Origin of the sequence: Bifidobacterium sp. SKU (assembly GCF_026016405.1) — a bacterium.
Taxonomy (GTDB): domain Bacteria; phylum Actinomycetota; class Actinomycetes; order Actinomycetales; family Bifidobacteriaceae; genus Bifidobacterium; species Bifidobacterium bifidum.
Window position 1 is genome coordinate 1,705,085 of record NZ_CP092890.1, and the last position, 23,364, is coordinate 1,728,448.

The following is a 23,364-nucleotide window of genomic DNA, read 5'->3' on the forward strand; positions in this document are numbered from 1 at the left end:
GGCCGGACGTCGGCAGTATCGACAGGTACGTCAATGCCGCCGACGCCCGTCCGGTCAATGATTGCTCAGCGACCACGGCGGAACGGCGCCGCGTTGCGCTTGCCGTGCGACTTGCGGAATCCCGCGGCCTTGCGCGTGGCACGGTTCGGCCCGCTCTGGCTCCTGCGGTTCCGCCCGTCACGACGGTTGTCACCGTCGTTGTTGTGCGAGCCGCCCTTGCGGTCCTCGAACGACGTGTCGTGGAAACGCCCGTTGCGACGGTTGCTGCGGCGATCGGCCTCGCGACCGTCAAACGGCGTGTTGAAATCGTCGCCGAAGTCGTTGCCGCGGCGCTTCTTGCCGCCCTTGCGACCCTCAGCGTCACGGCACTGACGCCGGTCGTCAAAACGGCCGTCATCGAAGCCGGAGCGCCCGTATCCGTCGAAACGGTCCCGCTTGGTGGTGTGCTTGCGCTTGCCGTGCGGCTTGCCCTCGCCGATGATCGACATCTGCGATTCGTCCCGATGGTCGAACCGGTATTGGGCGCTCTCGCGGCCCTCCATTTCGGCGCCGTCATGACGATGGCCGTCACGGCGTGCGGACGGACGGGAGAAATCATGCTCGCCGCCACGGGCGCGGGACTTGCGGCCGGAACGTCCCCGCCCGCCGCGCGCCTCACCACCGCGACCGCCCTTGCGATCGGAGCGGCCGGCGCGCTCGGAACGGCGCAAAGCCTCAAGCGCCTTGTCCAGCGACCAGCCCTCGACGACCGGCGCGTGCTCGCCGACCAACTCGGTCAGATCTTCGGACGCCGGCGTGATTGCCACCGACTTGACTCGGATGCCGGCGCGCTTCATCATCTGGCGAGTGCTGCGGGCCTGATTCGGCAGGACGAGCGTCACCACGTCACCCTGTTCGCCGGCGCGCGCAGTGCGGCCGGAACGATGCAGGAACGATTTGGGGTCGGCCGGCGGATCGGTCTGCACGACCAGCGTCACATCATGGACGTCGATGCCGCGAGCGGCCACGTCGGTGGCAACCAATACGCGTACCAGGCCCTTCTCGAACGCCAACAGGTTGCGGTCACGCTGCTTCTGGCTGAGGTTGCCCTGCAGATCGACCGCGGGAATGCCCTCGTCGATCAGTTTCTTCGCCATCTTCTTGGCCTGGAACTTGGTGCGCGTGAACAGGATGCGCTTGCCGGTGCCGCTGGCCAGCAGACGAATCACCTCATGCTTGTTGCCCTGCGACACTTCGAACACGTGATGGGTCATCGTGTCAACCTGCGAGACGACGGAACTGACCGCATGCACTTTCGCATCCGGCAGGAACCGCTTGACCAGCGCGTCCACGCCGTGGTCGAGCGTCGCCGAGAACAGCATACGCTGACCGCGTGAATCGGTCTGCTCCAGCAGACGCGTGACGGGCGGCAGGAATCCCATGTCGGCCATCTCGTCGGCCTCGTCGAGAATCGTGATCTCCACGGCATCCAGAGACAGCTTGCCCTGACGCAGCAGATCCTCAAGACGTCCCGGGCAAGCGACGACGATATCGGCGCCCGCACGAAGCCCCGCGACCTGACGGGCGTAGCTCACGCCTCCATACACGGTGACGGTGCTCATGCCGTACGCCTCGGCGAGCGGCTGAATCACCTCGTCTATCTGGTTGACGAGCTCACGGGTCGGCGCGAGCACCAGTCCGCGCGGACGCGGCAGTGACGCCTGCTCCCGCGCGGCCTTCTCGTCGGACGCCTTGCGAATCTGCTCGAATTCCTTCATGGCCACTTCGGTGACGCTGCGCTCGCTCAAGCGGGCGACCAGCGGAATGGCGAATGCGAGCGTCTTGCCGGAGCCGGTCTGCCCGCGACCGAGCAGATCGACGCCGTTCAGCGAATCGGCGAGCGTGTCCGCCTGAATCGGGAACGCGGTGACTTTGCCGTCCATGGCGAGCACGTGCACCAGCGGCTTGGGCACGCCGAGCTCGGCGAACGTCGGAGCGGTATCCTGCTCCTTGTCATCTGCGGAAGCATCAAGGGCGGCATCGATATCATCTATATCAACAGTGTCCGTATCGGTATGCATAACGGAACGCGCAGCGGAACCAGCCGCGAAATCATGGTGACGTTTCGGCACAATAGCCTTTCAACAACGAAGCCGATCACTTACGCGGCTTCTGACGGAGTGTCCACCATATCAGCACCCCCTCCCCAGGATGCCGGGCCGGACGCGGCGCGGCGCGGCGGTTTCGCTATTACCATGTTATCGGGCCGCCGATGACGTGCCAATGCGCGCCAATGCCATATCGACTCATTGAGAGAGGTTCAACGATGAAGAAAGGACTGTCCCCGACGATGGGGCGGGTCATGCTGCTGTGCTGCGCGATGCTGTGGGGAGGCAGCTATCCCATAGCCAAGGTCGCGATGGGTGTCGTCACGCCGCAATGGCTGATGGGATTGCGGCTGGTCGGCGCGTCGACGATCATGCTGATCCTGTTTCGCAAGCGAATCGTACCGTATCTGAACAAATCCATCATCATCCCGGGGCTGGTGACCGGGCTCACGTATTGGGGCACGATGATCAGCCAGACGGTCGGCCTGACGATGATCGAACCCGGCCGCAGCGCATTCCTGACCTCGGCGTATTGCGTGCTGGTGCCGTTCGTCTCATGGCTGCTGATGCGGCAGCGCCCTGCGGCGCGCAACATCGTCGCGGCCGCCCTGTGCCTGACCGGCGTCGGCTTCGTGTCGCTCGGGTCCGGGCTGGGCGGGCTCACGATTGGCACCGGCGACCTGTTGACGCTGCTGTGCGCGGTGATCTTTTCGTTCAATCTGGTGTGTCTGGGCAAGTGGAGCCGCGTCATCGACCCGGTGGCGCTGACGTTCGCGCAGTTCGTGACGGCCGGCGTGTGCTTCATAGTCGGCGCGTCGTTCAGCGAACCGGCGCCGAACGCCTCATGGCTTGCGCCGGGCGTCCTCGCATGCCTGGTCTACCTGTTTCTCGGCGCGACGATGCTGGCTCAGATCATGCAGAACGTCGGGCTCAAGGTGACCCCGCCTTCGCAGGCGTCGATCATCATGTGCCTGGAGACCGTGTTCAGCATGGTGTTTTCGGTGCTGTTCTATGGAGAGACTGTCAGTGGTGCTGCGGCGACCGGATTCGCGCTGATTTTCCTGGCGATACTGGTGTCGCAGATCCGGCTCAACGGGCGTCTGCTGGAGCGGGTCGGCCGCAAGGCGCGGTAGTGGTGCCACCACACGGCACCACACCACCGTGCGACACCACACCACCGTGCGACACGCCCGGAGTGCGTAGCACAATCATCGAATCGTCACTGGCCATGCATTGCCATTGCGCCGTTCTTCGATTCGCACCTTGCGATTGTGCTACGCATTCCGGGCGTGTCGCATGCAATCGTGCGGTCAGCGGCGACGCAACTTGGCGAGCTGATAGACCTCGTCGGAGGCCGCGGCGACTTCTGGACTGGTCACGCACTTGCCCTCCTTCCTGCGTGGCCATGTCGAGATTGCCGGTCGGCTCGTCGGCGAGGACAATCGACAGACCATAGCTCAACGCCCGCGCGATGGCGACGCGCTGCCGGAGTCGCCGCTCGTACCAGTCGAATCGGAACCACCCGAATCAGAGCTGCTGCCCGGAGCGCCGCATGTCGGAGCCGCGACCGAACTGCTCCTCCTGGCTGGCGGTCTGGGTCTCCTGCGCGGCGAGCAGCTGGTTCGACACGGGCACCGACGCCACGGCCCCGCCGGCCACGCCAAGCGCGATACCGCACATCGTCACGATCAGCAGCTCGATTGCGAACTACGCCGCCATCTTGACCTTCTTCACGCCGATGACGGTGAGTACGCCGACCTCGTATTTGCGTTCGCAGATGTTGAACAGATTGAGCACGACCGCACCGACCGCCAGTACGACGATGAGCAGCGTGAGGGCGAACTTGGCGAGGTTGTCGAGCGGCACGAGGCTCGATTCGTGGTTCTCCACGTCGGCGGACTGCACGGTGCAGGTGTCGTCCAGTCCGGCCTTCCGGACGTCGGAGCGAAGGTCTCGTAGTCGTCGGCGCTGCCGAGCACGTAGGTGTAGCTCAGCTGGGTCGTGGTGTTGTTGTCATCGTCGTTCGCGGTGGTGTCGGCGTCCAAGCCAAGCGATTTAAGCGTGGAGACGGATGTGTATATCGCGTTGTCGGCGTCCTGCGAGGTGCCGCCCATCGGGCCCATCGCGCTGGTGTTGCTGGACGTGCTGTTCTTGTAGATGCCGCTGATGGTGAACGTGTAGGTCGTCGACGTGTCGAACGGGTTGGTGACGGTGATCTCGTCGCCGACCTTCAGGTCGTTGAAGTCGGCGAGCGCCTTGGAGATGATGACCTTGCCGTTGTCTGACTCGCCATAGCCGAACACTTCGCCGGACGACATCGCGAACGTGCCGTTCGCCGCGTTGGCGATGGCGGTGTCCGACGAGAAGCCGGTGAGCGTGAAGTCGCCGGAGGTCATCATCATGACGCTAAGAGAGAACGCCACGACCGTCGAATCTTGTCTGGCTCTTTTCTGAAAACTCTCTGAACGGAGAAATGCGATATTATGCCGGATACTGTCGCATTCGACGGCTTCCGATTCGTCACAGGTAGGTTTTCATCGCCAGATCAACGGTGAGTACGATGCCGGCGAGCACAGCCGCGATGCGCATGATCCGGGCCGGGATCCTGCGAGTGACGGGCGACGCTATGTATCCGCCGATGAAGCAGCCGACGCACAGCAGGATGGCCACAGGCCAGTCCACGACGCCGCGCACGATGAAGATGACCGACGCGCTGATGTTCGCACCGGTGCCGATCAGCGTCTTGAGCGCATTGATCTGATGGAACGGACCGATCTTGCCTGCGTCGAGCACCGCGAGCGCGCACGTGCCGGCACCGGCACCGAAATATCCGCTGTATACCGCCACGAACGCGACGCCGAGCCATATCCACCATGGGTCCTTGGACATGGGTTGCGTCGATGCGGGAGCCGACGCGGGCGCGCCGTCGCTCCCCTGCCCTTGCGGCGTCGTCAGGGATCTGGCCTGGGCCATGACGTCCGCCGCGGCCTGCCGCGCCTGCATGCGGCCGCGCGGATTGACTGCAATGATCAGCGAGCTGAACAGGATCAGCGGCGGAACGGCGAATTCGAAGATCTTCGGGTCGAGGCTGAGCAGCAGCGCAGCGCCGGCGACGCCTCCCACCGCGCCGATGCTTACGTAGGTGATGGAACGCAGCCGCTGCCCGCGCAGCTCCTTGCGGGCGCCCAGCACGCCACCGATGCCGGTGCCGATCACGCCGACGGTATTGCTCGCGTTGGCGAGGACCGGCGGAATACCCAGCGCCAGCAGGGCCGGATACGATACCAGCGAAGACGCGCCGACCGCATATCCCACGAATCCGGCACCGATGCCGGCCAGCAGGATCAGCAGCATCGTCATCAGCGAAAAACCGGCAATCACCACCGCATCAACTCCCCGCATATATGGACATCCCGACTCAGGGAGAATACGTCAAAGCGGCACGGCCCGCAGCCGCTCGTCAACATAGCGGACATGAATCACGATGCGCGACGCGGTCGCACGATGGCCCGCGCTACAGCGATCCGAGTGCTCAGGCCTCCCCGCGCGGCACCGCGCCCGACAAGGACGCCGCATGATTGGCCACGCGCAGTTGCCCGTACCCCAGCGCCCGCGTGAAATGGTGCGCGCACAGACCATTACTTTCCGCAGGATTATGGCATCCCGCGATATTGCAGGTACGTTCCGACATAACAGCCCCCTTCCACCGCCCCCATGGATCACGGTGATCTTCTCTGAGGCTTCTGATGTTTTTGTGGGTTAGATTGCGGGTTGTGGCAGTCGGATGTCGAGTCCGCCGCATCTGGGCATGACCAGGGCGATGAGGTTGGTGACGCGGTGGAAGCCGTAGGCCATGTGGACGGTGACCTTGATCCTGTTGCTGAACGCCTCCGACTGCCCGGCGGTCAGCCTGTCGGGGTCCTTCAATACGGCGTACCCGGCGCCGCGCATGCGCCTGGCCGCCTCCCCGTCGCCGCCGCGCGGGCGACCGCCGTCACGGCGGCGGTCATTGCTTCGTCGCGATCACCGACGTCGCGGCTGTCGCGGCGAACCCCTTGAGTACGTCTGCCATCACGTCACGGTCCTCGGCGTCAATGCCGCGGACGGCGGCGAGCATGACCGGCAACGACTGCGTCCAATGCGAGGTGAGTTCGCCGAACGTGTCATACCCGCCGGCCTCAAGGACGGCGAACAGGTTCTCGATGAACCGGCGGCGATGCTCGTCATCGAACTTCGCCATCCACCCGTTGATCGTGCGCGCCAGATACCGGGAGCTCGCGGACAGGCCGCCGGCGTGCACGAACTCGCCGCGCTCGACCTGCCAGTTCAACGCGAAATGCTGCATGATGCTGGCGCCGTCGCTGGAGACGATCGTATAGCCGTCCTCCACATGCTCGCGCATCTCGAACAGCATGCCGACGATCGACGATTCCGGCACCGACTTGTCGACGAGCGGCGCGACCCGCGCATAACCGGGAGTATCGAAGAAGTCGGCGTCGAAGCCCGGCCCGTCATGGCAGAACACGGCGATAAGGCGCTCCTGCACCGCGGCAGGCGCGTTTGCGGCCGCATACACCGCCAGATTGCCGCCTTTGGAATGGCCGCCGACCATGAGCGGGCCGTCCCGGCGCCCCGCGATGTCGGCCAGATACCGCGCGGCGGACTCCTGCGCGGCGACCGGACGACGGAACGCCATCGCGAAATCCTCCTTCCAGCCGACGATCGTGCTGTCGGTGCCGCGGAACGCGACGTACGATGAGCCGTCGCCGACGTCGAACACGCAGGCGGAGAACTGCTTGGTGGTCTCGGGGTCGAACTCGTCCACGTAGCCGCCGACGCGCAGATCCCGCCAGCGCGGGCTTTCGCACATCGCCCGCAACAGGTCGACATTCATCGACGGCGACCACACCTTGCCGAACATGTCGTCATAGCATTCCGCGCGTAGCAGGTCCCTGACGCTCACCATGGCGAGGTCGACGTCCGTCGCCTCCGCATCGAGTCTCGGCACGTTGACGGGCATCCGCGCGTATGACAGCTGCGCGAGCGCCAGACTGTCGACCTCGTTGAACGGACGGTCGGCGAACGTGTCCTCGTTCGCGCGGATGTCATCGACGATGTTCCCCATGGCGGCCTCCCGTGATGCCATCGATTCTACGCGCTCCCCTTCACACGCGACGCCCCGGCCGCCTGGCACGCGCCGACACGCACTACAATGGTCTGGTCACGTCAACATTACGCATGCATCCCATGCACGCCAAGCGGTTTCAAGCGCGAAGGAGAGCACTATGACGCACATCGACACCACCTGTGTCCAGGGCGGATACCAGCCAGGCAACGGGGAGTCCCGCACTCCCCCGATCATCCAGGCCACGACGTTCAAGTACACGTCGAGCGAGCAGATGAGCCGACTGTTCGACCTGTCCGAATCCGGCTACTTCTACACCCGTCTGCAGAACCCGACCAACGACACGGTCGCAGCCAAGATCTGCGAGCTCGAAGGCGGCGCGGCCGCGATGCTCACCAGCTCCGGCCAGGCGGCGAACTTCTTCGCCCTGTTCAACATCTGCAACGCGGGCGACCATATCGTGGCCTCGTCCGCGATCTACGGCGGCACGTTCAACCTCATCAACGTGACGATGCGCAAGATGGGCATCGAATGCACGTTCGTGAGCCCCGACTGCACGCCCGAGGAGCTGGACGCCGCGTTCCGGCCGAACACCAAGGCCGTGTTCGGCGAGTCCATCTCCAACCCGGCGCTCATCGTGCTGGACTTCGACAAGTTCACCGCCGCCGCGCACGACCACGGCGTGCCGATCATCGTCGACAACACGTTCCCCACGCCGGTCAACTGCCGCCCGTTCGACTACGGCGTCGACATCGTCACGCACGCGACCACCAAGTACATGGACGGCCACGGCTCCTGCGTGGGCGGCGCGATCGTCGACTCCGGTCGCTTCGACTGGATGGCCCACGCCGACAAGTTCCCGGGACTGACCACGCCCGACGACTCGTACCACGGCGTCACCTACGCCACCGACTTCGGCCCGGCCGCCTACATCATCAAGGCCACCGCGCAGCTCATGCGCGACTTCGGTTCCACGCCGGCGCCGATCAACTCGTGGATCATGGGCATGCACCTGGAGTCGCTGGCCGTGCGCATGGAACGCCATTGCGCCAACGCACTCGCCGTGGCGAGGTTCCTCGAAGCCGACCCGCGCATCTCATGGGTGAGCTACCCGGGGCTGGAAGGCGACCGCAACCATGCGCTGGCCGCCAAGTACATGCCGAACGGCACGTGCGGCGTGATCTCCTTCGGCGTGCCCGGCGGGCGCGACACGGTTTCCTCGCTGCTCGACCATTTCCGGATGATCTCGATCGCCACGCACGTGGCGGACGCGCGCAGCTGCACGCTCTACCCGGCAGGCACCACCCACCGCCAGCTCACCGAGGAGCAGCTTGAGGAGGCCGGCGTCGGCATCGACCTGGTACGCCTGAGCTGCGGCATCGAAAACGCCGATGACATCATCGCCGACCTCAGGCAGGCCATGGACGCCGTGCTCTGATCAATCATCGATTTCGCTCAGCCGGCTCGCAAAATCATTCTCGGACACGCTCTCCCGGATCCGCTTCGCGAGCCGGCACCAGACAGCGGGGAAGCCCAATCACGTCAGCCGACGTGGCGCTCGAAGCGGTGGAAGCCGGTGATGCGGTCGATCTCGGCCATGTCGTCGGCGGGGATCTGGAAGCCGGATGCCTTGAGGTTGTTCTCCAGCTGGCCGGGCTTGCTCGCCCCGGCGATCACGCAGCTGATTTCAGGATGCTGCAGGATCCATGCCATCGACAGGACCGGCAGGTTCGTGCCAAGCTCGTCGGCGACGCCACGCAGCCGCTCCACCATGTCCAAGTTCTCATCGATGAGCAGGTCGTTGATCTGGTGATCCGCCTGCCATGTGGCACGCGACCCGGCCGGCAGCGGCTGAACCACAGTGATCGGATACAGAATGACGCTTCAGCATGCCGCCGACCACCGTGGCCGACACGGCGCCGAGCACCGCGCCGGGCAACAGGGCGAGCGCTCCCAGCACCGTGCCGGCGGTGAAGATCGCGATCGCCATGATGAACAGGGTCTTCGTGGCGAACTTGCGCACCATGAACGGCGAGCTGGGGATCGACACCGACAGCAACAGCAGGTAGCCGGTGGTCAGGCATTGCACGACCGATGCGCTGATCGAGAATTCCTCCATCAGTGTGGAGTAGGCGTTGTTCAGCGACGTTTCCGACAGGATGCCGAGGAACGTCAGGATGGCCAAAGACACCACGACGATGACGAGTTTCGTGGCGACCGGCTCTTTGCCGCCGCGGGGCAGGCGTGCGGTTGATGTGCTCACTGTGTCCTTTCCTTGATTTCCGGTACCCGGATGCGGCCGGATGCGCGGCGGATGGGCTGCGGCCGCGGGATCGGGCCGGCCGTCGTCTCGGCGAGTACGTCGCCCAGATGCGCGTGGTACTCCTCGACGTAGGTTCGGCGCAGGTCGAGTTCCCGCGCCGTGAGCGTGAGTGTGACGGCACGGCGGTCGGAGGGGTCGGCGTGCTTGTCGAGCAGTCCGATGGAAGTCATGTCGTTGACCAGTTTGGTGACGCTCGGCGTGGTGACGCCGAGGAACGCGCTTACATCGCATTCCCGTGCGGTGCCGACCGACTGCCCGTTGGGTTCGTTGAGTAGATGACACCGTTCTCAGCACAGGAGCGGTATGATGCACGATCCGGCACGTCACCCCGTAAAGCCCGGCATACAGGGTACATACACCAGGCAAAACACGCCCGGCAGAATGGTCATACCGGCTCGATACCATATCTGCCATACTTACTCACCATCAAACATCACAGGAGATCTCATGACCACGCTAGCCATTGATATCGGAGGAACCAAAATCGCCGCAGCCGTATGCGATGAAAACGATGCCATCACACATCGCTGGCGCGTTCCCACACCGATGGACGCCGACGCCATCAACCACCACATCGCCAACATCTACCATGAGGCCGTCGCCGCCGGCCACGACGACATCCAGGCCATCGGCATCTCCGCGGCCGGCAACGTCGGCGCGGACCGCCGCACCCTCACCTTCGCCGCGAACATCCCCGCGTGGATCAACTACGACCTGTCCGAGCACATCGGCGCGCTCATCGACCATGCCGTGCCGGTCGTCGTCGAGAACGACGCCAACTGCGCCGGCTGGGGCGAATACGTGCACGGTGCGGGCCAGGGCAGCTCGAACATGGTCGCGCTGACCGTAGGTACCGGACTGGGCGGAGCAATCGTCATCGACGGACGGCTGTACCGCGGATCGTTCGGCATGGCCGCGGAACTCGGACACCTGCCGATGGTGCCGGACGGCGACACCTGCGGATGCGGGCTTCGCGGCTGCGCGGAACGCTACACGTCTGGAAGCGCGCTGGAACGGTTCGCCAAGTCCGCCGTGCGCCGACGCCCGCAGGACGCCGAACGCCTGATGGAGTTGTGCGGCGGCGACGTCGACAAGCTCGAAGGCCCGATGGTCTCGCAGGCCGCACAGGAGGGCGACGTGCTCGGCCTGTACGCCTTCGGCAAAATCGGCGAATGGCTCGGCCGCGCGATGGCCGCCACCGCCGCGGTGCTCGACCCGGACGTCTTCGTGATCGGCGGTGGCGTAGTGGCGGTCGGCGACATCCTGCTGGAGCCGGCGCGATACAACTACCAGCGGTTCCTGGAGGGCAGCGCATACCGTGGCCACGCGAGCATCGTCGCCGCCACCGCCGGGCAGGACGCCGGCCTGATCGGCGCCGCCAACCTGGCACTGCGCTAAGACGCGCGATGAGAGATGACGATCAGACGCAATCGCGACGCGTGCAACATCCCAACATGAACCGCACGCGGGCTTACGGGTTCTGATACGTGCACAACTCCCGCGAAACGGCATAATGCACGCGTTGTCCAACGCCAGACGTGTACAACAGTGCATGACAACGATTTCATCCACTGTTGTACACCAACCGCAATTCCAGAAACGTTGGAATTCCAACAAGACACACATCTACATGCATAGGTCTCCCAAGGCGCCTCGTGCACAACTGCCGCATTCGCCCGATATGCGCACGTTGTACACGAGGTCCCCTTCGAAAAGACCTTCGCAACGACCTCCGGACCGAATCACGTCCCTTTCATCTCCACCTCTCGCATGAAGCCGAACGCGGTGCCTGCCGTTATGCGAGATTTGCACCGGACACGGATCACAGATCCCGTTTACCTTGACCGACAACGGCCGACACCCTAAGACAATGCGCGTTCGCGGTGGGAAATGCCACGAAATGTCGAAAACGTGGGTTCTTGCCGGTTCGTGGCATGAAATATCCGACTTGTCTCATTGCTTGAAACAAAGGATACCGAATACTAGACAAGTTAGTAATTGGGCCTCCCATGCAGTTCTATTCGCGTCCCGGAAAAATCTTGCACGATACAACAAGAAAATTGCCGAATCACCAGCAGCGTTCGAGCATCGCCGTATCCTCCCTCGCCACACCCTCCGGCCCAGCCGCATCACAGCATGTGGTAGTCTTGCTGTCGTTCATATTGGGCGGCATTCCGATATGCCAGGAAAGCCGCGTTGCAAAGGTAGTATCGTTTTGATTTCTCGATGAGCGTCGCCGAGTGGCTTCATGAGCGAAGCCGTGCCTCGGCGTACGCGATCGCAACTCACACCAATCACAGATCCGCAAACCGCATCGGCAAGATTGCGCCGATCCGGTTTCTGCATCCGCGCTTTATGTGAATTCCCCCCCATTTCATCGAGAACAAGGAACCCAATGATACCTGCACTGACCCTGACGAACATCGTTTTCACTTATCCGGGCACATCGGAGCCGCTGCTTGACGGCATCGACGTCACTTTCGCACGCGGATGGACCGCCGTGCTCGGCGACAACGGCATCGGCAAGACGACGCTGGCCAAGCTCGCGATCGGCCGGCTCTCGCCAGATGCCGGGCGCATATCGCCGACTCCGAACCGCCTGCATACCGGTTACTGCCCACAAAACACCGACGAAACACCGGAGAATCTGGAGGACTTCGCCTGCGACTGGTCACCGCAAGCCATGGAGATACGCCGTGAACTGGGCATCGGCGACGACTGGCCTTGGCGGCCCGGCACCCTGTCGGGCGGCGAGGCGAAACGCCTGCAGATCGCATGTGCGTTGGCGACCGATCCCGACGTGCTGGTGCTGGACGAGCCGACGAACCACGTAGACCGGCCGACCCGCGAGCGCATCATCGCGGCATTGCGCTCGTATGACGGCATCGGCATCCTCGTCTCGCACGACGTGGCCTTGATTGACGCGGTGGCGAGCAGCTGCGCGTTGTTCGAACGAGATCATGTGCGCGGTCGTAACATCACCGTGGTGCGCGTGCGGCCGGGAAACTACTCCGCGGCATCCATGGATGCGCAACGGGAGCGGGCGGCGGCGGCAGACATGGCGCGCGACGCCCGGCGCGAATCCACGCGCATCGACGCGGTCAAGGAGCAGCGCCGACGGGCGGCGACGAGCGAGATAGCCGGCGCGCCCAAAGCGCACCGGCTCGTGAATCCGAAAGACCATGACGCGCGCAGCCGCATCAAGAAAAGCCATAACCCCAGCCGACTCGGCCCCGCGAGCGCCCGCATCGACGCACAGGTGGCCGCCGCCCGGGAACGGGCCGCAGCCGTCGTCACCGCCACGAAGCGCTATGACGGAGACATCTGGATGGATGCCGAATCAAGCAACCGACGGGAGCTTGTGCGGCTGGAGCCCCAGATCATCCCGTACGCGCCGCAATCGCCGGATGGAGTCGGCGCGGCAGCGATATCGGAGACAGCGGGCCTGGAGATACCGATGCTGACCGTCGGACCGCATGACCGGATCGGCATCAGCGGGCCGAACGGCACCGGCAAGACCACGCTGGTCCGCACGCTGCTGCGCACGATCGCGATGCGGGAGCAGTATTCCGGCGTCCCGCTCCCCCGGCTGACGATCACGCAGAACACGACGGATCAGGATGCCCGGGAGGCGATGCGCCGGCTCACGGCGTTGACGCCCACCGACCGCGGTGATGTATTGTCGGCATTCGCGCAGCTCAACGTCGACCCAAGCCGCCTCCTCGCCGGCGGCAACCCGTCGCCGGGCGAATTGCGCAAGCTGCTGCTGTGCTTGGGATTGCGAGATCACCCGCATCTGATCGTGATGGACGAGCCGACCAACCATCTGGATCTGCATTCGATTCAGGCGCTGGCCCACGCGCTGGCCGGATACCCCGGCGCGCTGCTGCTCGTCTCTCACGACGAGGGATTCCTGGAGTGCGCCGCATCCATCCGCTGGACGCTGCATTCGGACGGCCTCGGCGGCGCGCAACTAACGGTCAGTTGACGCCGCCATGACCAGCGTCTTGGCCTTGACCCATTTGAGCAGGAAGCCGACGCATGGCAGCGCCACGCCGATGGCCAGCATATAGCCGACGACCATCCATTGGGCGGTGCCGGATGACACGGAGAACTCGTCCACCAGACCGGCAGCGCGATGTTCATCGACGTTTCCGACAGCATGCCCAGGAACGCGCCGATGTACAGTCCCAGCATCACCTTGTGCGGATGCCTGAATTTCGGGGATTCGGCGGGAATATCATGTGCGGAGCCGTGTTCTGCGGCCGCGTATTCTTGCAGGGTTGTTTCTTTTGAAGTTGTCTGGATCGCGGACAACATGACCTCTCTTGTACTCTTCCCGTCCCCGTCGAGCGAGCGGCGCGCACGGCCGGGCCCTGCGTACACGTCGAGAAGTCCCTAACGTCCGGACCTGCGACGGCAACGAAAAACCGCATGACTGGCATCGGGCGAGCCGATTCGACGAATGTCATGCGGTTTTGAAACAGCCGTCACCGTAGCACGATTTGCAAATCCGCATAAGTCGCATCCGCGTATCGTGCGCGTATCATGCTGGTAGAGGACGCGGCGAATCCTCGCTCGCGCCAGACCGAGCGGCGACAGGGAAGGGAGACCATGCAGCATTTCACCCAGGTCATCGACGGCATCGACGGCTCGCGGGCCGAACTCGTCGGCTATGTGATCGACAACAGTCCGGAGATGGACCCGGACCGGCGCCGGCCGGCGATCCTGATCATTCCCGGCGGCGGGTACGCTATCGGATCCGACCGCGAATCCGAACCGGTCGCGCTGCAATTCCTCGCGGCCGGATATCAGGCGTTCGTACTGAAATACTCCTGCGTGCCAAGCCGGTACCCGGTGGCGTTGCTGGAGATGGCCGAGGCGATGTCGATGATTCGCGGGCATGCCGACGAATGGCATGTGGATGCCGGGCGCGTGGCGGCCATCGGGTTTTCGGCCGGTGGTCATCTCGCCGCGAACCTGACGACGGTTTCCAGCGATGCCGAGCTGCGCGACGCCGGATATGATCCGGCTGCCGTGCGCCCGGACGCGCTGCTGTTGTGCTATCCGGTAATCACGTCTGGCCGGTTCGCGCACCGCGGCAGTTTCGACAACCTGCTGGGTGACGGCAAAGACGATGCGTCGCTGCTGGAGCTGCTGTCGATCGAGAAGCATGTCGACGCGACCATGCCGCCGGTGTTCATCTGGCACACCATCACCGATCAGGCCGTTCCTGTGGAGAATTCACTGCTGATGATCCATGCCTGCCGTGACGCCGGCGTCAGCGCCGAGGCGCACCTGTTCCCGCAGGGCGGGCATGGACTGTCACTCGCCACCGTGGACACCGCACGTGCCGGTTCGCCGGGCGAGGGCGACCTCAACAACGTCGTGCCGGCCGTGCAGATCTGGCCGCGGCTCGCCTTCGACTGGCTCCGCCGCGCGTTCGACGCGAGGTAAAGGCTGCTGTCGGAGGTTCACCGGCCCATTCGCGCATATCCCGCGCCTGTGCCTTGGCTGTGCGCCGTCACCGTGCGTGGGTTATTGCGTCACTGTGCGTGGGTACCGTCACTGTGCGTGCCCTAGCAGCGTGACGGTACCCTCACACGGTGACGCCGCGGAACAGCCCATTGGCAGCAACCACGGCGGCAACTTGGCAGTGTCACTCACCGGCAGCTTGACGCCGCGCGTTCCGCGGCTCAGGCTTGGTATGGATCTTCGCGGTGAGATGGCGCACTTCGATCTTCCATACCGTGACGCTGCGCACCTGCTGATCGGTGAACTCGATATCCGGCATGCCCGCCTGCTGCCCCATCAGCAGCCGCAGCCCTTTGCGGCACTCGTCCAGGTCGTCGATCACGCTGGCCACGCCGTTGCCGATCACCGACTTGAACGCCTCGCCCCAGTTGCACGGGGTGCGGCCGGCGATGACCTCACAATCAGTCTCCATCGAGAACGCCACATCCAACGCGTTTCCCGCAGCCCGGATCGCGTCGAGTTTGCGGCCGATCGACGCCGAGTGGATGTACAGGGTCAATCCGGCCAGTTCGTCGCCGGTGCCGGCGTCCCCATCCTGCTGCCATTCGTATCCGAAATTCAGCGGCACGATCGTAAGTCCCTCGGCATCCGCATAGCCCACATGCACGATACGGCATGCGGCGACGATTCCCTCGATCTGTTCGCAATCGGTCACCTCGCGATCGGCGCGGCGCATCATGCGATGCCGCCCTGCGACCGTGCGCTCGTCATTGCGTCGCGTCGGACGCGCTTCATCCAGTCCCGTCATCGCCATCGCTCCTTGTGCCGCCCCGGGTTTGATTTGACGATACTCCCGTTCCATGACCCGTAATTGAAGATGGAATCAGCCGCAGTGCGGAGAAAAAACTGAGCAGAAAAAGAAAAAGCGACCCCGGCCGGACTTGAACCGGTGACCTCCGCCGTGACAGGGCGGCGCTCTAACCAACTGAGCTACGGGGCCGTTCGTGCCGTCATCGGGCACAAAAGAATATAATACAGGATTACTCGACCACGGGCGTGTCGCGGCCAAGCGCCCGATAAAGACCGGTCGCACACGGCAACCGGTCAATGCCCGGCCGGGCGAGCGCACAGTACGGCCACAAATGCGCCTTGGCAACGGCTATGAACTCCCGGATGAACGCCGTGGGCCAGTAGTAGCCACGCGTATGGCTGCCGACCCCATCCGCCTTCAGCCCGATATGATGCGCGTATTCGCTGGCTCGGAACACATGGTAATCGCTGGTGACCAGCGCGCAACGGTAGGCGAGGCCACGGCGCCCGGGAACCGATTGCACGCCGCTGCGCGCATCCATGATCTCCTTCGAAAAACGAAGATTCTCCATGGTCGTGGTGGAACGGTCCTCCATGAGCACCGCGTCGGCGGGAACATGGCGGCTTTCCGTCAGGTACCGCCGCATCGATTCGGCTTCGGACACCACTTCGTCGCTCCCCTGTCCGCCGGAGGCGACGAACACGCCCGTCTTGCCCTGCTTCTCCCACAACGCCACGGCCTTATCGATGCGCCCGCAGCAGCGGGGTCGGCGCACCGTCCGGCATGAGCCCGGCACCGTGGATGATGATGTAGTCATACACACGTTTGCGCGGCAGCAGGCGGTACAGCGTGGAATATACCAGCAGAGCCGCGAACGAGAAGAAGAACCACACACCTTCCAAAGTGACCAGCGAGGAGACGGACAGCAGCCATCGCGGCGCGTCCATGATCAACAGCGCCGGATAGAGCACGCACCAGCCCACAATGGCCGCCGCCAGCAGCGCCGCCAACGACGCCAACGTCATGCCGAAATTCATTCCGGCCTTCCCCACCAGTCATCGTCTTCTCGACGATGCGCTGAGACCCGTCACTATACCGCGGAACCTGCGGCCGTACCACTTACGCCGGCGGCCATCCACCACCGTCTCTTCCCCCCCCGCATGTGCGATGCCCTATAATCGTAGATTTGTCCTATTCACACGCCTCGGGCACACTGCCGCAACCTCATGCGTGTACAGTACAGGAAGGATTTCCATATGGAACCGAATTATCTCGTGTTGCTGGGAATCGTCATCGTGATCATAGGGTTCGCCCTCAAGCTCGATGCGATCCTGATCATCATCGTGGATGATCATGGGCAACGCGTTCGCCGCGATCACCGTGATGACCGTGGGCATCGGCGCGCCGTTCGTGCTCGCCTATGGCGCCGACCCGGCGGCGATTGGCATCCTCGCACTGACCTGCGGCTACTGCGGCGCGCCATTCGTGCACGCCGATGGCGGCCAACTTCAACATCGTGCCCGTTGCGATGCTCGACATGAAGGACCGCATGGGCGTGATCAAGAAGCAGGTGCTGCCGGCGATGGTGATGATCGTCGTGCAGATCGTGTACATGCTCATCGCCCAGTGACACCGTATTCCATCCGTATATTTCAAGCAAAGGAGCCATTATGAGCAAGATCCTGGTCACCGGATTCGATCCGTTCGGCGGCGAGCCGGTCAATCCCGCATTCGAAGCGGTCAAGCTGCTGCCCGAATCCATCGCGGGCGTGAGCGTCGTCAAATTGGAGATTCCGACCGTGTTCACGCGCAGCGCCATGGTGGTCGAGGAGGCCATCGAACGCGAGAAGCCCGATTACGTGCTGTGCATCGGTCAGGCCGGAGGCCGTTCGGCCGTGACCGTGGAGAAGGTCGCGATCAATCTGGCCGAAGCCCGCATCCCCGACAACGACGGCGAGCAGCCATTCGACACCCCGCTGCGCGAGGATGGCGACACCGCGTATTTCGCCACGCTGCCGGTCAAGGCCATGGTCAAGCGCATCAACGCGAGCGGCATCCCGGCGCTCATGTCGTACACGGCTGGCACCTACGTGTGCAACAGCATCATGTACAACGTGCTGTACCTGCTCGACCGCAGGTTCCCCGGAGTCAAGGGTGGCTTCATCCACGTGCCGTACGCGACCGCGCAGGGCGTGGGCAAGCCGAGCGGCACGCCCACCATGGAAATCGCGACAATGGCCAAGGCCATCGAGGCCGCGATCGAAGCCGCAGTGAGCGTCGATGAGGATGCCACCGACATCATGGGCGAAACCCACTAATCACGCCCACCCGTCGAAAACCACTGACATATCAGCCCGCCGACGAGCCCGCTCATGGGTTCGTCGGCACACTGCAGATGGACCGAATCACTTATCGGGAAGCCGACCGTCGGGATCGCACACGATCCATTCGCCGCTGGGATCCACGACGACCGTCGGGTGAGGAAACACCCGGTCGAACAGGTTCGCATTTATTGTTCAGATGGGTCAGCCTTCGTGATCGTTGCTATTTCAACGTTTCCTTGGCGTGTCCGCTGACACAAAAGTGTGTCGGGAACCAACCCGGTGGTTCCCGAGCGTTTTGTGTCAAGACTGTGTCACCTGTTGTGTCATCAATCAGTCGGATTCCATTCAGATGATCATGCAATTCACTGCGTTCGGAACGGATGACACTAGACACATGTCCTGGCCCGTTGCTCCGTTGATTCACGTCAACACCGTAAGCATAAATGCATACCTATCCCATTCAGCCACGGGCACAGCCTACTCAACAGACCAATCCCCGAACCAACGGCGAAACCGAAACAAGCTTCAATCAAAATCAGAAACCTCATCGTTTCACCCCAGACCAGAAACCATCGTTGGCCCACCCGTGACCATCACCGCCTCCCTTGAACCCAGAGAACGGATTGACATCGTCACACAAGACCAGTAAACTAGGCTTGCTTTCTCTTAGCAATAAGGAAGGCTCCAAGCCGCCGGGGGTATTCCCCCGGCACTTCTTTTTCATCCGGGGAGGCCGGCGATGCGCGAGTTGAGCATCATGGTCGACGAGTCCGGCGAATGGGGCAAACTCTCCAAGTACTATCTCATCACGCTCGTGTTCCATGACCAGTCAGAACCGGTCATGCCCCACATCGAACGCTATGAGCAACACCTCGCGGATGCCTCACTGCCAGACATTCCCTTCCACGCAGGACCATTGCTCAACGGGCACGCCGACTACGAGACCCTCAGCATGGCCGACCGCAAGCGCCTGTTCGTCGCGTTCTTCACCCTCGCACGGAATCTGCCCTTCACCTACGTGACGTTCGCACACCGCAAAAGCGAGTTCGACAACGACAAACGTCGTTTCGAGGCTCAGCTGCGGCGAGACCTGGCGAACTATCTGCTGACACACCTCGACAGATTCCAGTCGTACGACACCATCAAGATCTATTACGACAACGGACAGCAGGTCGTTACCAACGCGTTGAAGGCATCCATCGGCTATGCACTCTCCAAGGAAGCGGTCATCTACCGCAAAGCCGACCCTAAAGACTACCGCCTCGAACAAGCAGCCGATCTCATGTGCGCCATCGAATTGACCGCGCTGAAATTCAAAGCCGGAGAAAACACCGAAACCGATCACAAAATGTTCGGAGACTGGCGCTCATTCAAACAGAACTACCTCAAAGCGTTACGCCGCAAACAAGCAAAATAACCGCCATCTCCCGCATCGTTTCCAACAGACGCTTGCATAAAAACACTCAGCCCGCATACGACGAAAGGGTGGGCATGCCATGAAAGGACATGCCCACCCCTGATGTCAGTGGTTCGGCAAACCGGCTACGTGTTTAGCAGCGGATCCTCCTCACCGCTGTAAAACCGGCACCCAGCACGGCCAGGGCGACCAGCGCACCGGCCACGACCGCACGTCAACGCCGGTCTTGTCCAACCTCTGTTTCTTGCCATCGTTCTTGGAATCGGCCTTCTTGTCACTTGCAGACGGCTTGGTTGCAGCCGGTTTGTTGCTGTCGGACTGCTTGTCGTTGTCGCCATTGTCCGGCTTGCTTGGCTTCGAGGGAACGGTCTCCGCTTTCTTCAACCCGGACTGCGCGTCAGCCAAGGCCTTCACGGCAGCATCCACGTCAGCCTGGGACGCATCCTGCTTACCGGCGACAGTCTTCACGTCGGCCAGCGCCTTCGCGAACGGAGCCCAGGAATCCTTGGTGTAATCCTTCTCAGCTAGCTTGGCGGCGTCACCCACGGCCGCGTTCAGCTTGGACTTGTCAACCGGAGTCGGAGTGGGAGAAGTGTCGCCCACGGTCACCGGGGTCCACGCCTGCACGGTGCCGTTTTCGTCCTGAACGCTGATCTTGTGCTCGCCGTCAGGCAGGTTGGAGGGGATCAGCGCGTCGAAGTAGTACTTGCCGGTCTTCTCCTCCTTCTTCACCGTCACGAACGGGGCGCCGTCCGGGCCGGTCAACGCCTGAGGGGTGGAATAGATGTACGCGTACCAGAACAGGCTGTTCGCATCCGCCTTGCCCTTCGCCACATCCTTCAGGTTATCGATGTACACGCGGGCGGTTTTGCCCGGCTCGACCTTGCCACCGGCAACCTCAGCCTTCACGTCAGTCTTATCAGGCAACGTCTCAGCAGGCTTCGCAGCCGCGACGGACTTCGTCGTGAAATCGGGGACGAACTTCAACGCGTTCTCGTTGTCCTCCACCCAATGGCTCACCTTGGTATTGGAATCCTTGTAGATGGGCTGCGCGTACAGCGCGACTTGCCGGATATCCACCGGGGTCTTCACATGCACGCCATTACGCAGCAATTCGTTCGACGTGTCCTGAACGACTTCCTGATAGGGGTACGAAGGAAAATCAGAGCCCTTTGCGTTGTTCGTATACGCGGTGTTGGGAGTCAAGCCAATCAATGGGAAATCAAAACTGCCGGAAGCCTTGCCATTCCAGGAGTTCTTGTTGAAATACCTGGCGAACCATTGGCCAGAGGCCTTGAAAGCCACCTTGCTCCCATCAGTCGATAGGTCATTGTCGTTAAAGACGCCCTTGTACTCCTTATCGCCATGGAAGCCATAGATGCTGTCGTACGAGCCTGCGGTCAGCTCATCATCGGAAACGCCCGTGCTGCAATCCATGATATATGGGAATCCAGTACCCCCGATGGTATTCGCACTTGAGTTCGCCTTCTCTATCGGGGTGATGTCGGTGATACGCTGCACCTCGATAGAGAAGCACACGTCCTTGATCTCGTCCACCTGCGCAGGGTCGATCTTGTAGTCGAACGACACGTTCGCCGTCTGCGCTCCCACATCCGACACCCTCACGTTGGACAACGTGATCGGATTGTCCTTATTCGTGACATCCGCCGCGTTCGAGGTGGCGACGCCCCCGAACAATGTGCATGCGGCCACGGCCAACGCCGCCATGGCCTTTCCGAAACGCCTCATGACATTCCCTCCCCCCCGTGGACTCATTCTGGCGGCGTCGGGACACGCCGCATGCACGCGTTCGCGCTGTTGCGCCATGACGATGGCGTATGGGATAATCCACAAGGTGCTTTTGCGTGGACCGGAACGGCCGTGGCGACACGGAAACGGCCGGGCGGATGACACGAATGACTGCCGTTCGGGACACCCCCGAAACCGGTTGTGTCATTACCGGATCAGGGTCCAGCAAAACGTTGGAATTTCAACGTTTAGTGAATGGTTAGGTATTATATGGCTGAATTCGTATATCAGATGATCAAGGCTCGCAAGGCGTACGGCGACCGTGTGATCCTCGACGACGTGACCCTGAGCTTCCTGCCGGGCGCGAAGATCGGCGTGGTCGGCCCGAACGGCATGGGCAAGTCGACGCTGCTGAAGATCATGGCCGGACTGGAGACCGTCAGCAATGGCGAGGCCTACATCACACCGGGCTTCACGGTCGGCATCCTTCAGCAGGAGCCGCCGCTGGACGACACCAAGACCGTGGGCGAGAACATCAAGATGGCGTTCGGACCGATCGCCGAGAAGGTCGCGCGTTTCAACGCCATCGGCGAGGAGATGGCCAACCCGGACGCCGATTTCGACGCGCTGATGGACGAGATGGGCAAGCTGCAGACCGAGATCGACGCGGCCAACGGCTGGGATCTCGACTCACAGCTCGAACAGGCCATGGACGCGCTGCAGTGCCCCGACATGGACACCCCGGTCTCCGTGTGCTCTGGTGGCGAGCGTCGCCGTGTGGCATTGTGCAAGCTGCTGCTTGAAGCCCCCGACCTGCTGCTGCTCGACGAGCCCACCAACCACCTCGACGCTGAGTCGATTCTGTGGCTGGAGCAGTTCCTGCACCAGTACAAGGGCGCCGTCATCGCCGTCACCCACGACCGTTACTTCATGGACAACGTGGCCGAATGGATCTGCGAGGTCGACCGCGGCCACCTGTACCCGTACAAGGGCAACTACTCCACGTACCTGGAGACGAAGGCGAAGCGTCTGGAGATCCAGGGCGCCAAGGACGCCAAGCTCGCCAAGCGCCTCAAGAACGAGCTCGAATGGGTGCGCAGCTCGCCCAAGGCCCGTCAGGCCAAGAACAAGGCGCGTCTGGAGCGTTACGACCAGATGGAGAACGAGGCGCGCAACAACAAGAAGCTCGACTTCTCCGAGATCCAGATTCCGGCCGGCCCGCGTCTGGGCTCCGTGGTGCTGGAGGCCGAGCACCTGCACAAGGCTTTCGGCGACCGCGTGCTCATCGACGACCTGTCCTTCACGCTGCCGCGCAACGGCATCGTCGGCGTGATAGGTCCGAACGGCGTCGGCAAGTCCACACTGTTCAAGACCATCGTCGGTCTGGAGCCGCTGACATCCGGCGAGCTGAAGATCGGCGACACCGTGAAGATCAGCTATGTCGACCAGAACCGTGAAGGCCTCGACCCGAACAAGAACCTGTGGGAGGCTGTCTCCGGCGGACTCGACTTCATCGAGGTGGCCGGCGTCGAAGTGCCGACCCGCGCCTATGTGGCGAGCTTCGGATTCAAGGGCTCCGACCAGCAGAAGCTGACCGGCGTACTCTCCGGCGGTGAGCGCAACCGACTGAACCTGGCCCTGACCCTGAAGCAGGGCGGTAACCTGCTGCTGCTCGACGAGCCCACCAACGATCTGGACGTCGAGACGCTGGAATCCCTTGAAAACGCGCTGCTTGGCTTCCCCGGCTGCGCCGTGGTCATCTCCCACGATCGTTGGTTCCTCGACCGCATCGCCACGCACATCCTGGCGTGGGAGGGCGATGACGAGAACCCGGCCAAGTGGTACTGGTTCGAAGGCAACTTCCAGGCCTACCAGGAGAATCGTGTCGCCCGCCTCGGCGAGGACGCGGCACGCCCGCACCGCCTGCACAAGAAGCTGACCCGCGTGTGACACTTGATTAAGTCATGAAGAAGCCCCCGCAAGGGGGCTTCTCGCGTTTTCGGCCCCTCGCCAAATATCCTCCCGCTGGCGGGAGGTGACGCGCAGCGCCGGG

At 62.8% G+C, this 23,364-nt stretch carries 23 protein-coding genes, 1 tRNA gene and 1 pseudogene; 9 read left to right on the forward strand and 16 right to left on the reverse strand.

Annotation, left to right across the window (positions count from 1 at the left end):
- Nucleotides 1–65: 65 nt before the first annotated feature.
- On the reverse strand, nucleotides 66–2,111 hold the full coding sequence (locus tag MMB49_RS07280; RefSeq protein WP_047270733.1) for a DEAD/DEAH box helicase: 2,046 nt from the start codon (nucleotides 2,109–2,111) through the stop codon (nucleotides 66–68).
- A gap of 194 nt (nucleotides 2,112–2,305) precedes the next feature.
- Here MMB49_RS07280 and MMB49_RS07285 point away from each other — a divergent pair, with 194 nt between their 5' ends.
- A complete protein-coding gene (locus MMB49_RS07285; RefSeq protein ID WP_047270735.1) occupies nucleotides 2,306–3,220 on the forward strand; it encodes a DMT family transporter in 915 nt (304 codons plus the stop codon).
- 177 nt (nucleotides 3,221–3,397) lie between these two features.
- Here MMB49_RS07285 and MMB49_RS09540 read toward each other — a convergent pair.
- The 6 genes and pseudogenes from MMB49_RS09540 to MMB49_RS07315 all read right to left on the reverse strand — a co-directional run.
- A pseudogene (locus MMB49_RS09540) lies at nucleotides 3,398–3,575 on the reverse strand (ABC transporter ATP-binding protein); the annotation flags it as partial.
- 39 nt (nucleotides 3,576–3,614) lie between these two features.
- Nucleotides 3,615–3,773, reverse strand: coding sequence for a hypothetical protein (locus MMB49_RS07295; protein ID WP_229940959.1), 159 nt, complete (start codon nucleotides 3,771–3,773; stop codon nucleotides 3,615–3,617).
- Nucleotides 3,774–3,817: 44 nt separating this feature from the next.
- Nucleotides 3,818–4,510, reverse strand: coding sequence for an ABC transporter permease (locus MMB49_RS07300; RefSeq protein WP_229940958.1), 693 nt, complete (start codon nucleotides 4,508–4,510; stop codon nucleotides 3,818–3,820).
- Between the two features lie 97 nt (nucleotides 4,511–4,607).
- The gene (locus tag MMB49_RS07305; RefSeq protein ID WP_047270737.1) at nucleotides 4,608–5,489 is read right to left on the reverse strand and encodes a sulfite exporter TauE/SafE family protein; all 882 of its coding nucleotides are present in this window, start codon (nucleotides 5,487–5,489) and stop codon (nucleotides 4,608–4,610) included.
- 357 nt (nucleotides 5,490–5,846) lie between these two features.
- Entirely contained in the window at nucleotides 5,847–6,038 is a 192-nt protein-coding gene (locus MMB49_RS07310) for a transposase (protein ID WP_047270738.1), read from the reverse strand.
- A gap of 55 nt (nucleotides 6,039–6,093) precedes the next feature.
- Nucleotides 6,094–7,212: a DUF2974 domain-containing protein gene (locus MMB49_RS07315; protein ID WP_047270740.1), complete on the reverse strand. Its 1,119-nt coding sequence runs from the start codon at nucleotides 7,210–7,212 to the stop codon at nucleotides 6,094–6,096.
- Nucleotides 7,213–7,372: 160 nt separating this feature from the next.
- On the opposite strand from MMB49_RS07315, the gene MMB49_RS07320 reads away from it, so the two are divergent.
- Nucleotides 7,373–8,650, forward strand: coding sequence for an O-acetylhomoserine aminocarboxypropyltransferase/cysteine synthase family protein (locus MMB49_RS07320; protein WP_003814823.1), 1,278 nt, complete (start codon nucleotides 7,373–7,375; stop codon nucleotides 8,648–8,650).
- A 104-nt stretch (nucleotides 8,651–8,754) separates the two neighbouring features.
- Here the strand turns inward: MMB49_RS07320 and MMB49_RS07325 are convergent, their stop codons facing one another.
- From MMB49_RS07325 to MMB49_RS09680, 3 genes are read right to left on the reverse strand one after another with little or no spacing between them, the layout of a single operon-like run.
- Nucleotides 8,755–8,985: an aldo/keto reductase gene (locus tag MMB49_RS07325; protein WP_047270741.1), complete on the reverse strand. Its 231-nt coding sequence runs from the start codon at nucleotides 8,983–8,985 to the stop codon at nucleotides 8,755–8,757.
- Nucleotides 8,986–8,995: 10 nt separating this feature from the next.
- On the reverse strand, nucleotides 8,996–9,475 hold the full coding sequence (locus tag MMB49_RS07330; protein ID WP_047270742.1) for a permease: 480 nt from the start codon (nucleotides 9,473–9,475) through the stop codon (nucleotides 8,996–8,998).
- A complete protein-coding gene (locus tag MMB49_RS09680; RefSeq protein ID WP_021647802.1) occupies nucleotides 9,472–9,705 on the reverse strand; it encodes a hypothetical protein in 234 nt (77 codons plus the stop codon). The genes MMB49_RS07330 and MMB49_RS09680 overlap by 4 nt, the downstream gene beginning before the upstream one ends.
- Nucleotides 9,706–9,982: 277 nt before the next feature.
- Between MMB49_RS09680 and MMB49_RS07340 the strand changes: the two genes are divergently transcribed.
- Together MMB49_RS07340 and MMB49_RS07345 are read left to right on the forward strand one after the other, a co-directional pair.
- Nucleotides 9,983–10,933 (forward strand): ROK family glucokinase, encoded by a 951-nt coding sequence (locus tag MMB49_RS07340; protein ID WP_003814816.1) that lies wholly within the window; start codon nucleotides 9,983–9,985, stop codon nucleotides 10,931–10,933.
- 997 nt (nucleotides 10,934–11,930) lie between these two features.
- The gene (locus MMB49_RS07345) at nucleotides 11,931–13,523 is read left to right on the forward strand and encodes an ATP-binding cassette domain-containing protein (protein WP_047270744.1); all 1,593 of its coding nucleotides are present in this window, start codon (nucleotides 11,931–11,933) and stop codon (nucleotides 13,521–13,523) included.
- Here the strand turns inward: MMB49_RS07345 and MMB49_RS07350 are convergent.
- On the reverse strand, nucleotides 13,509–13,643 hold the full coding sequence (locus MMB49_RS07350; protein ID WP_265067854.1) for a hypothetical protein: 135 nt from the start codon (nucleotides 13,641–13,643) through the stop codon (nucleotides 13,509–13,511). The two genes, MMB49_RS07345 and MMB49_RS07350, sit on opposite strands and share 15 nt — an antisense overlap.
- A gap of 506 nt (nucleotides 13,644–14,149) precedes the next feature.
- Here MMB49_RS07350 and MMB49_RS07355 point away from each other — a divergent pair.
- Complete coding sequence (locus MMB49_RS07355) at nucleotides 14,150–14,992, forward strand: alpha/beta hydrolase (RefSeq protein ID WP_047270746.1); 843 nt, start codon at nucleotides 14,150–14,152, stop codon at nucleotides 14,990–14,992.
- A 202-nt stretch (nucleotides 14,993–15,194) separates the two neighbouring features.
- On the opposite strand, the gene MMB49_RS07360 is transcribed toward MMB49_RS07355, so the two are convergent.
- The 4 genes from MMB49_RS07360 to MMB49_RS07375 all read right to left on the reverse strand — a co-directional run bounded on the left by MMB49_RS07360 (nucleotide 15,195) and on the right by MMB49_RS07375 (nucleotide 16,858).
- Nucleotides 15,195–15,824 carry a pyridoxamine 5'-phosphate oxidase family protein gene (locus MMB49_RS07360; protein ID WP_163112900.1) on the reverse strand — a complete coding sequence of 210 codons (630 nt, stop codon included), beginning with the start codon at nucleotides 15,822–15,824 and terminating at the stop codon, nucleotides 15,195–15,197.
- A gap of 112 nt (nucleotides 15,825–15,936) precedes the next feature.
- Nucleotides 15,937–16,010, reverse strand: a tRNA-Asp gene (locus MMB49_RS07365).
- A 40-nt stretch (nucleotides 16,011–16,050) separates the two neighbouring features.
- On the reverse strand, nucleotides 16,051–16,638 hold the full coding sequence (locus tag MMB49_RS07370) for a YdcF family protein (protein ID WP_229940957.1): 588 nt from the start codon (nucleotides 16,636–16,638) through the stop codon (nucleotides 16,051–16,053).
- The gene (locus tag MMB49_RS07375; RefSeq protein WP_054828686.1) at nucleotides 16,562–16,858 is read right to left on the reverse strand and encodes a hypothetical protein; all 297 of its coding nucleotides are present in this window, start codon (nucleotides 16,856–16,858) and stop codon (nucleotides 16,562–16,564) included. Before MMB49_RS07375 ends, MMB49_RS07370 begins: the two co-directional genes overlap by 77 nt.
- A 458-nt stretch (nucleotides 16,859–17,316) precedes the next feature.
- On the opposite strand from MMB49_RS07375, the gene MMB49_RS09685 reads away from it, so the two are divergent.
- From MMB49_RS09685 to MMB49_RS07390, 3 genes are all read left to right on the forward strand, one after another.
- A complete protein-coding gene (locus MMB49_RS09685; RefSeq protein WP_014760551.1) occupies nucleotides 17,317–17,451 on the forward strand; it encodes a 5-oxoproline transporter, DUF979 family subunit in 135 nt (44 codons plus the stop codon).
- A gap of 40 nt (nucleotides 17,452–17,491) precedes the next feature.
- Nucleotides 17,492–18,139 carry a pyroglutamyl-peptidase I gene (pcp, locus tag MMB49_RS07385; RefSeq protein ID WP_003816272.1) on the forward strand — a complete coding sequence of 216 codons (648 nt, stop codon included), beginning with the start codon at nucleotides 17,492–17,494 and terminating at the stop codon, nucleotides 18,137–18,139.
- Between the two features lie 745 nt (nucleotides 18,140–18,884).
- Nucleotides 18,885–19,562 carry a DUF3800 domain-containing protein gene (locus MMB49_RS07390; RefSeq protein WP_003814794.1) on the forward strand — a complete coding sequence of 226 codons (678 nt, stop codon included), beginning with the start codon at nucleotides 18,885–18,887 and terminating at the stop codon, nucleotides 19,560–19,562.
- 150 nt (nucleotides 19,563–19,712) lie between these two features.
- On the opposite strand, the gene MMB49_RS07395 is transcribed toward MMB49_RS07390, so the two are convergent.
- Complete coding sequence (locus tag MMB49_RS07395; protein ID WP_229940956.1) at nucleotides 19,713–21,311, reverse strand: hypothetical protein; 1,599 nt, start codon at nucleotides 21,309–21,311, stop codon at nucleotides 19,713–19,715.
- 270 nt (nucleotides 21,312–21,581) lie between these two features.
- Here MMB49_RS07395 and ettA point away from each other — a divergent pair, with 270 nt between their 5' ends.
- On the forward strand, nucleotides 21,582–23,261 hold the full coding sequence (gene ettA / locus MMB49_RS07400) for an energy-dependent translational throttle protein EttA (RefSeq protein ID WP_003814786.1): 1,680 nt from the start codon (nucleotides 21,582–21,584) through the stop codon (nucleotides 23,259–23,261).
- The last annotated feature ends 103 nt before the right edge of the window (nucleotides 23,262–23,364 follow it).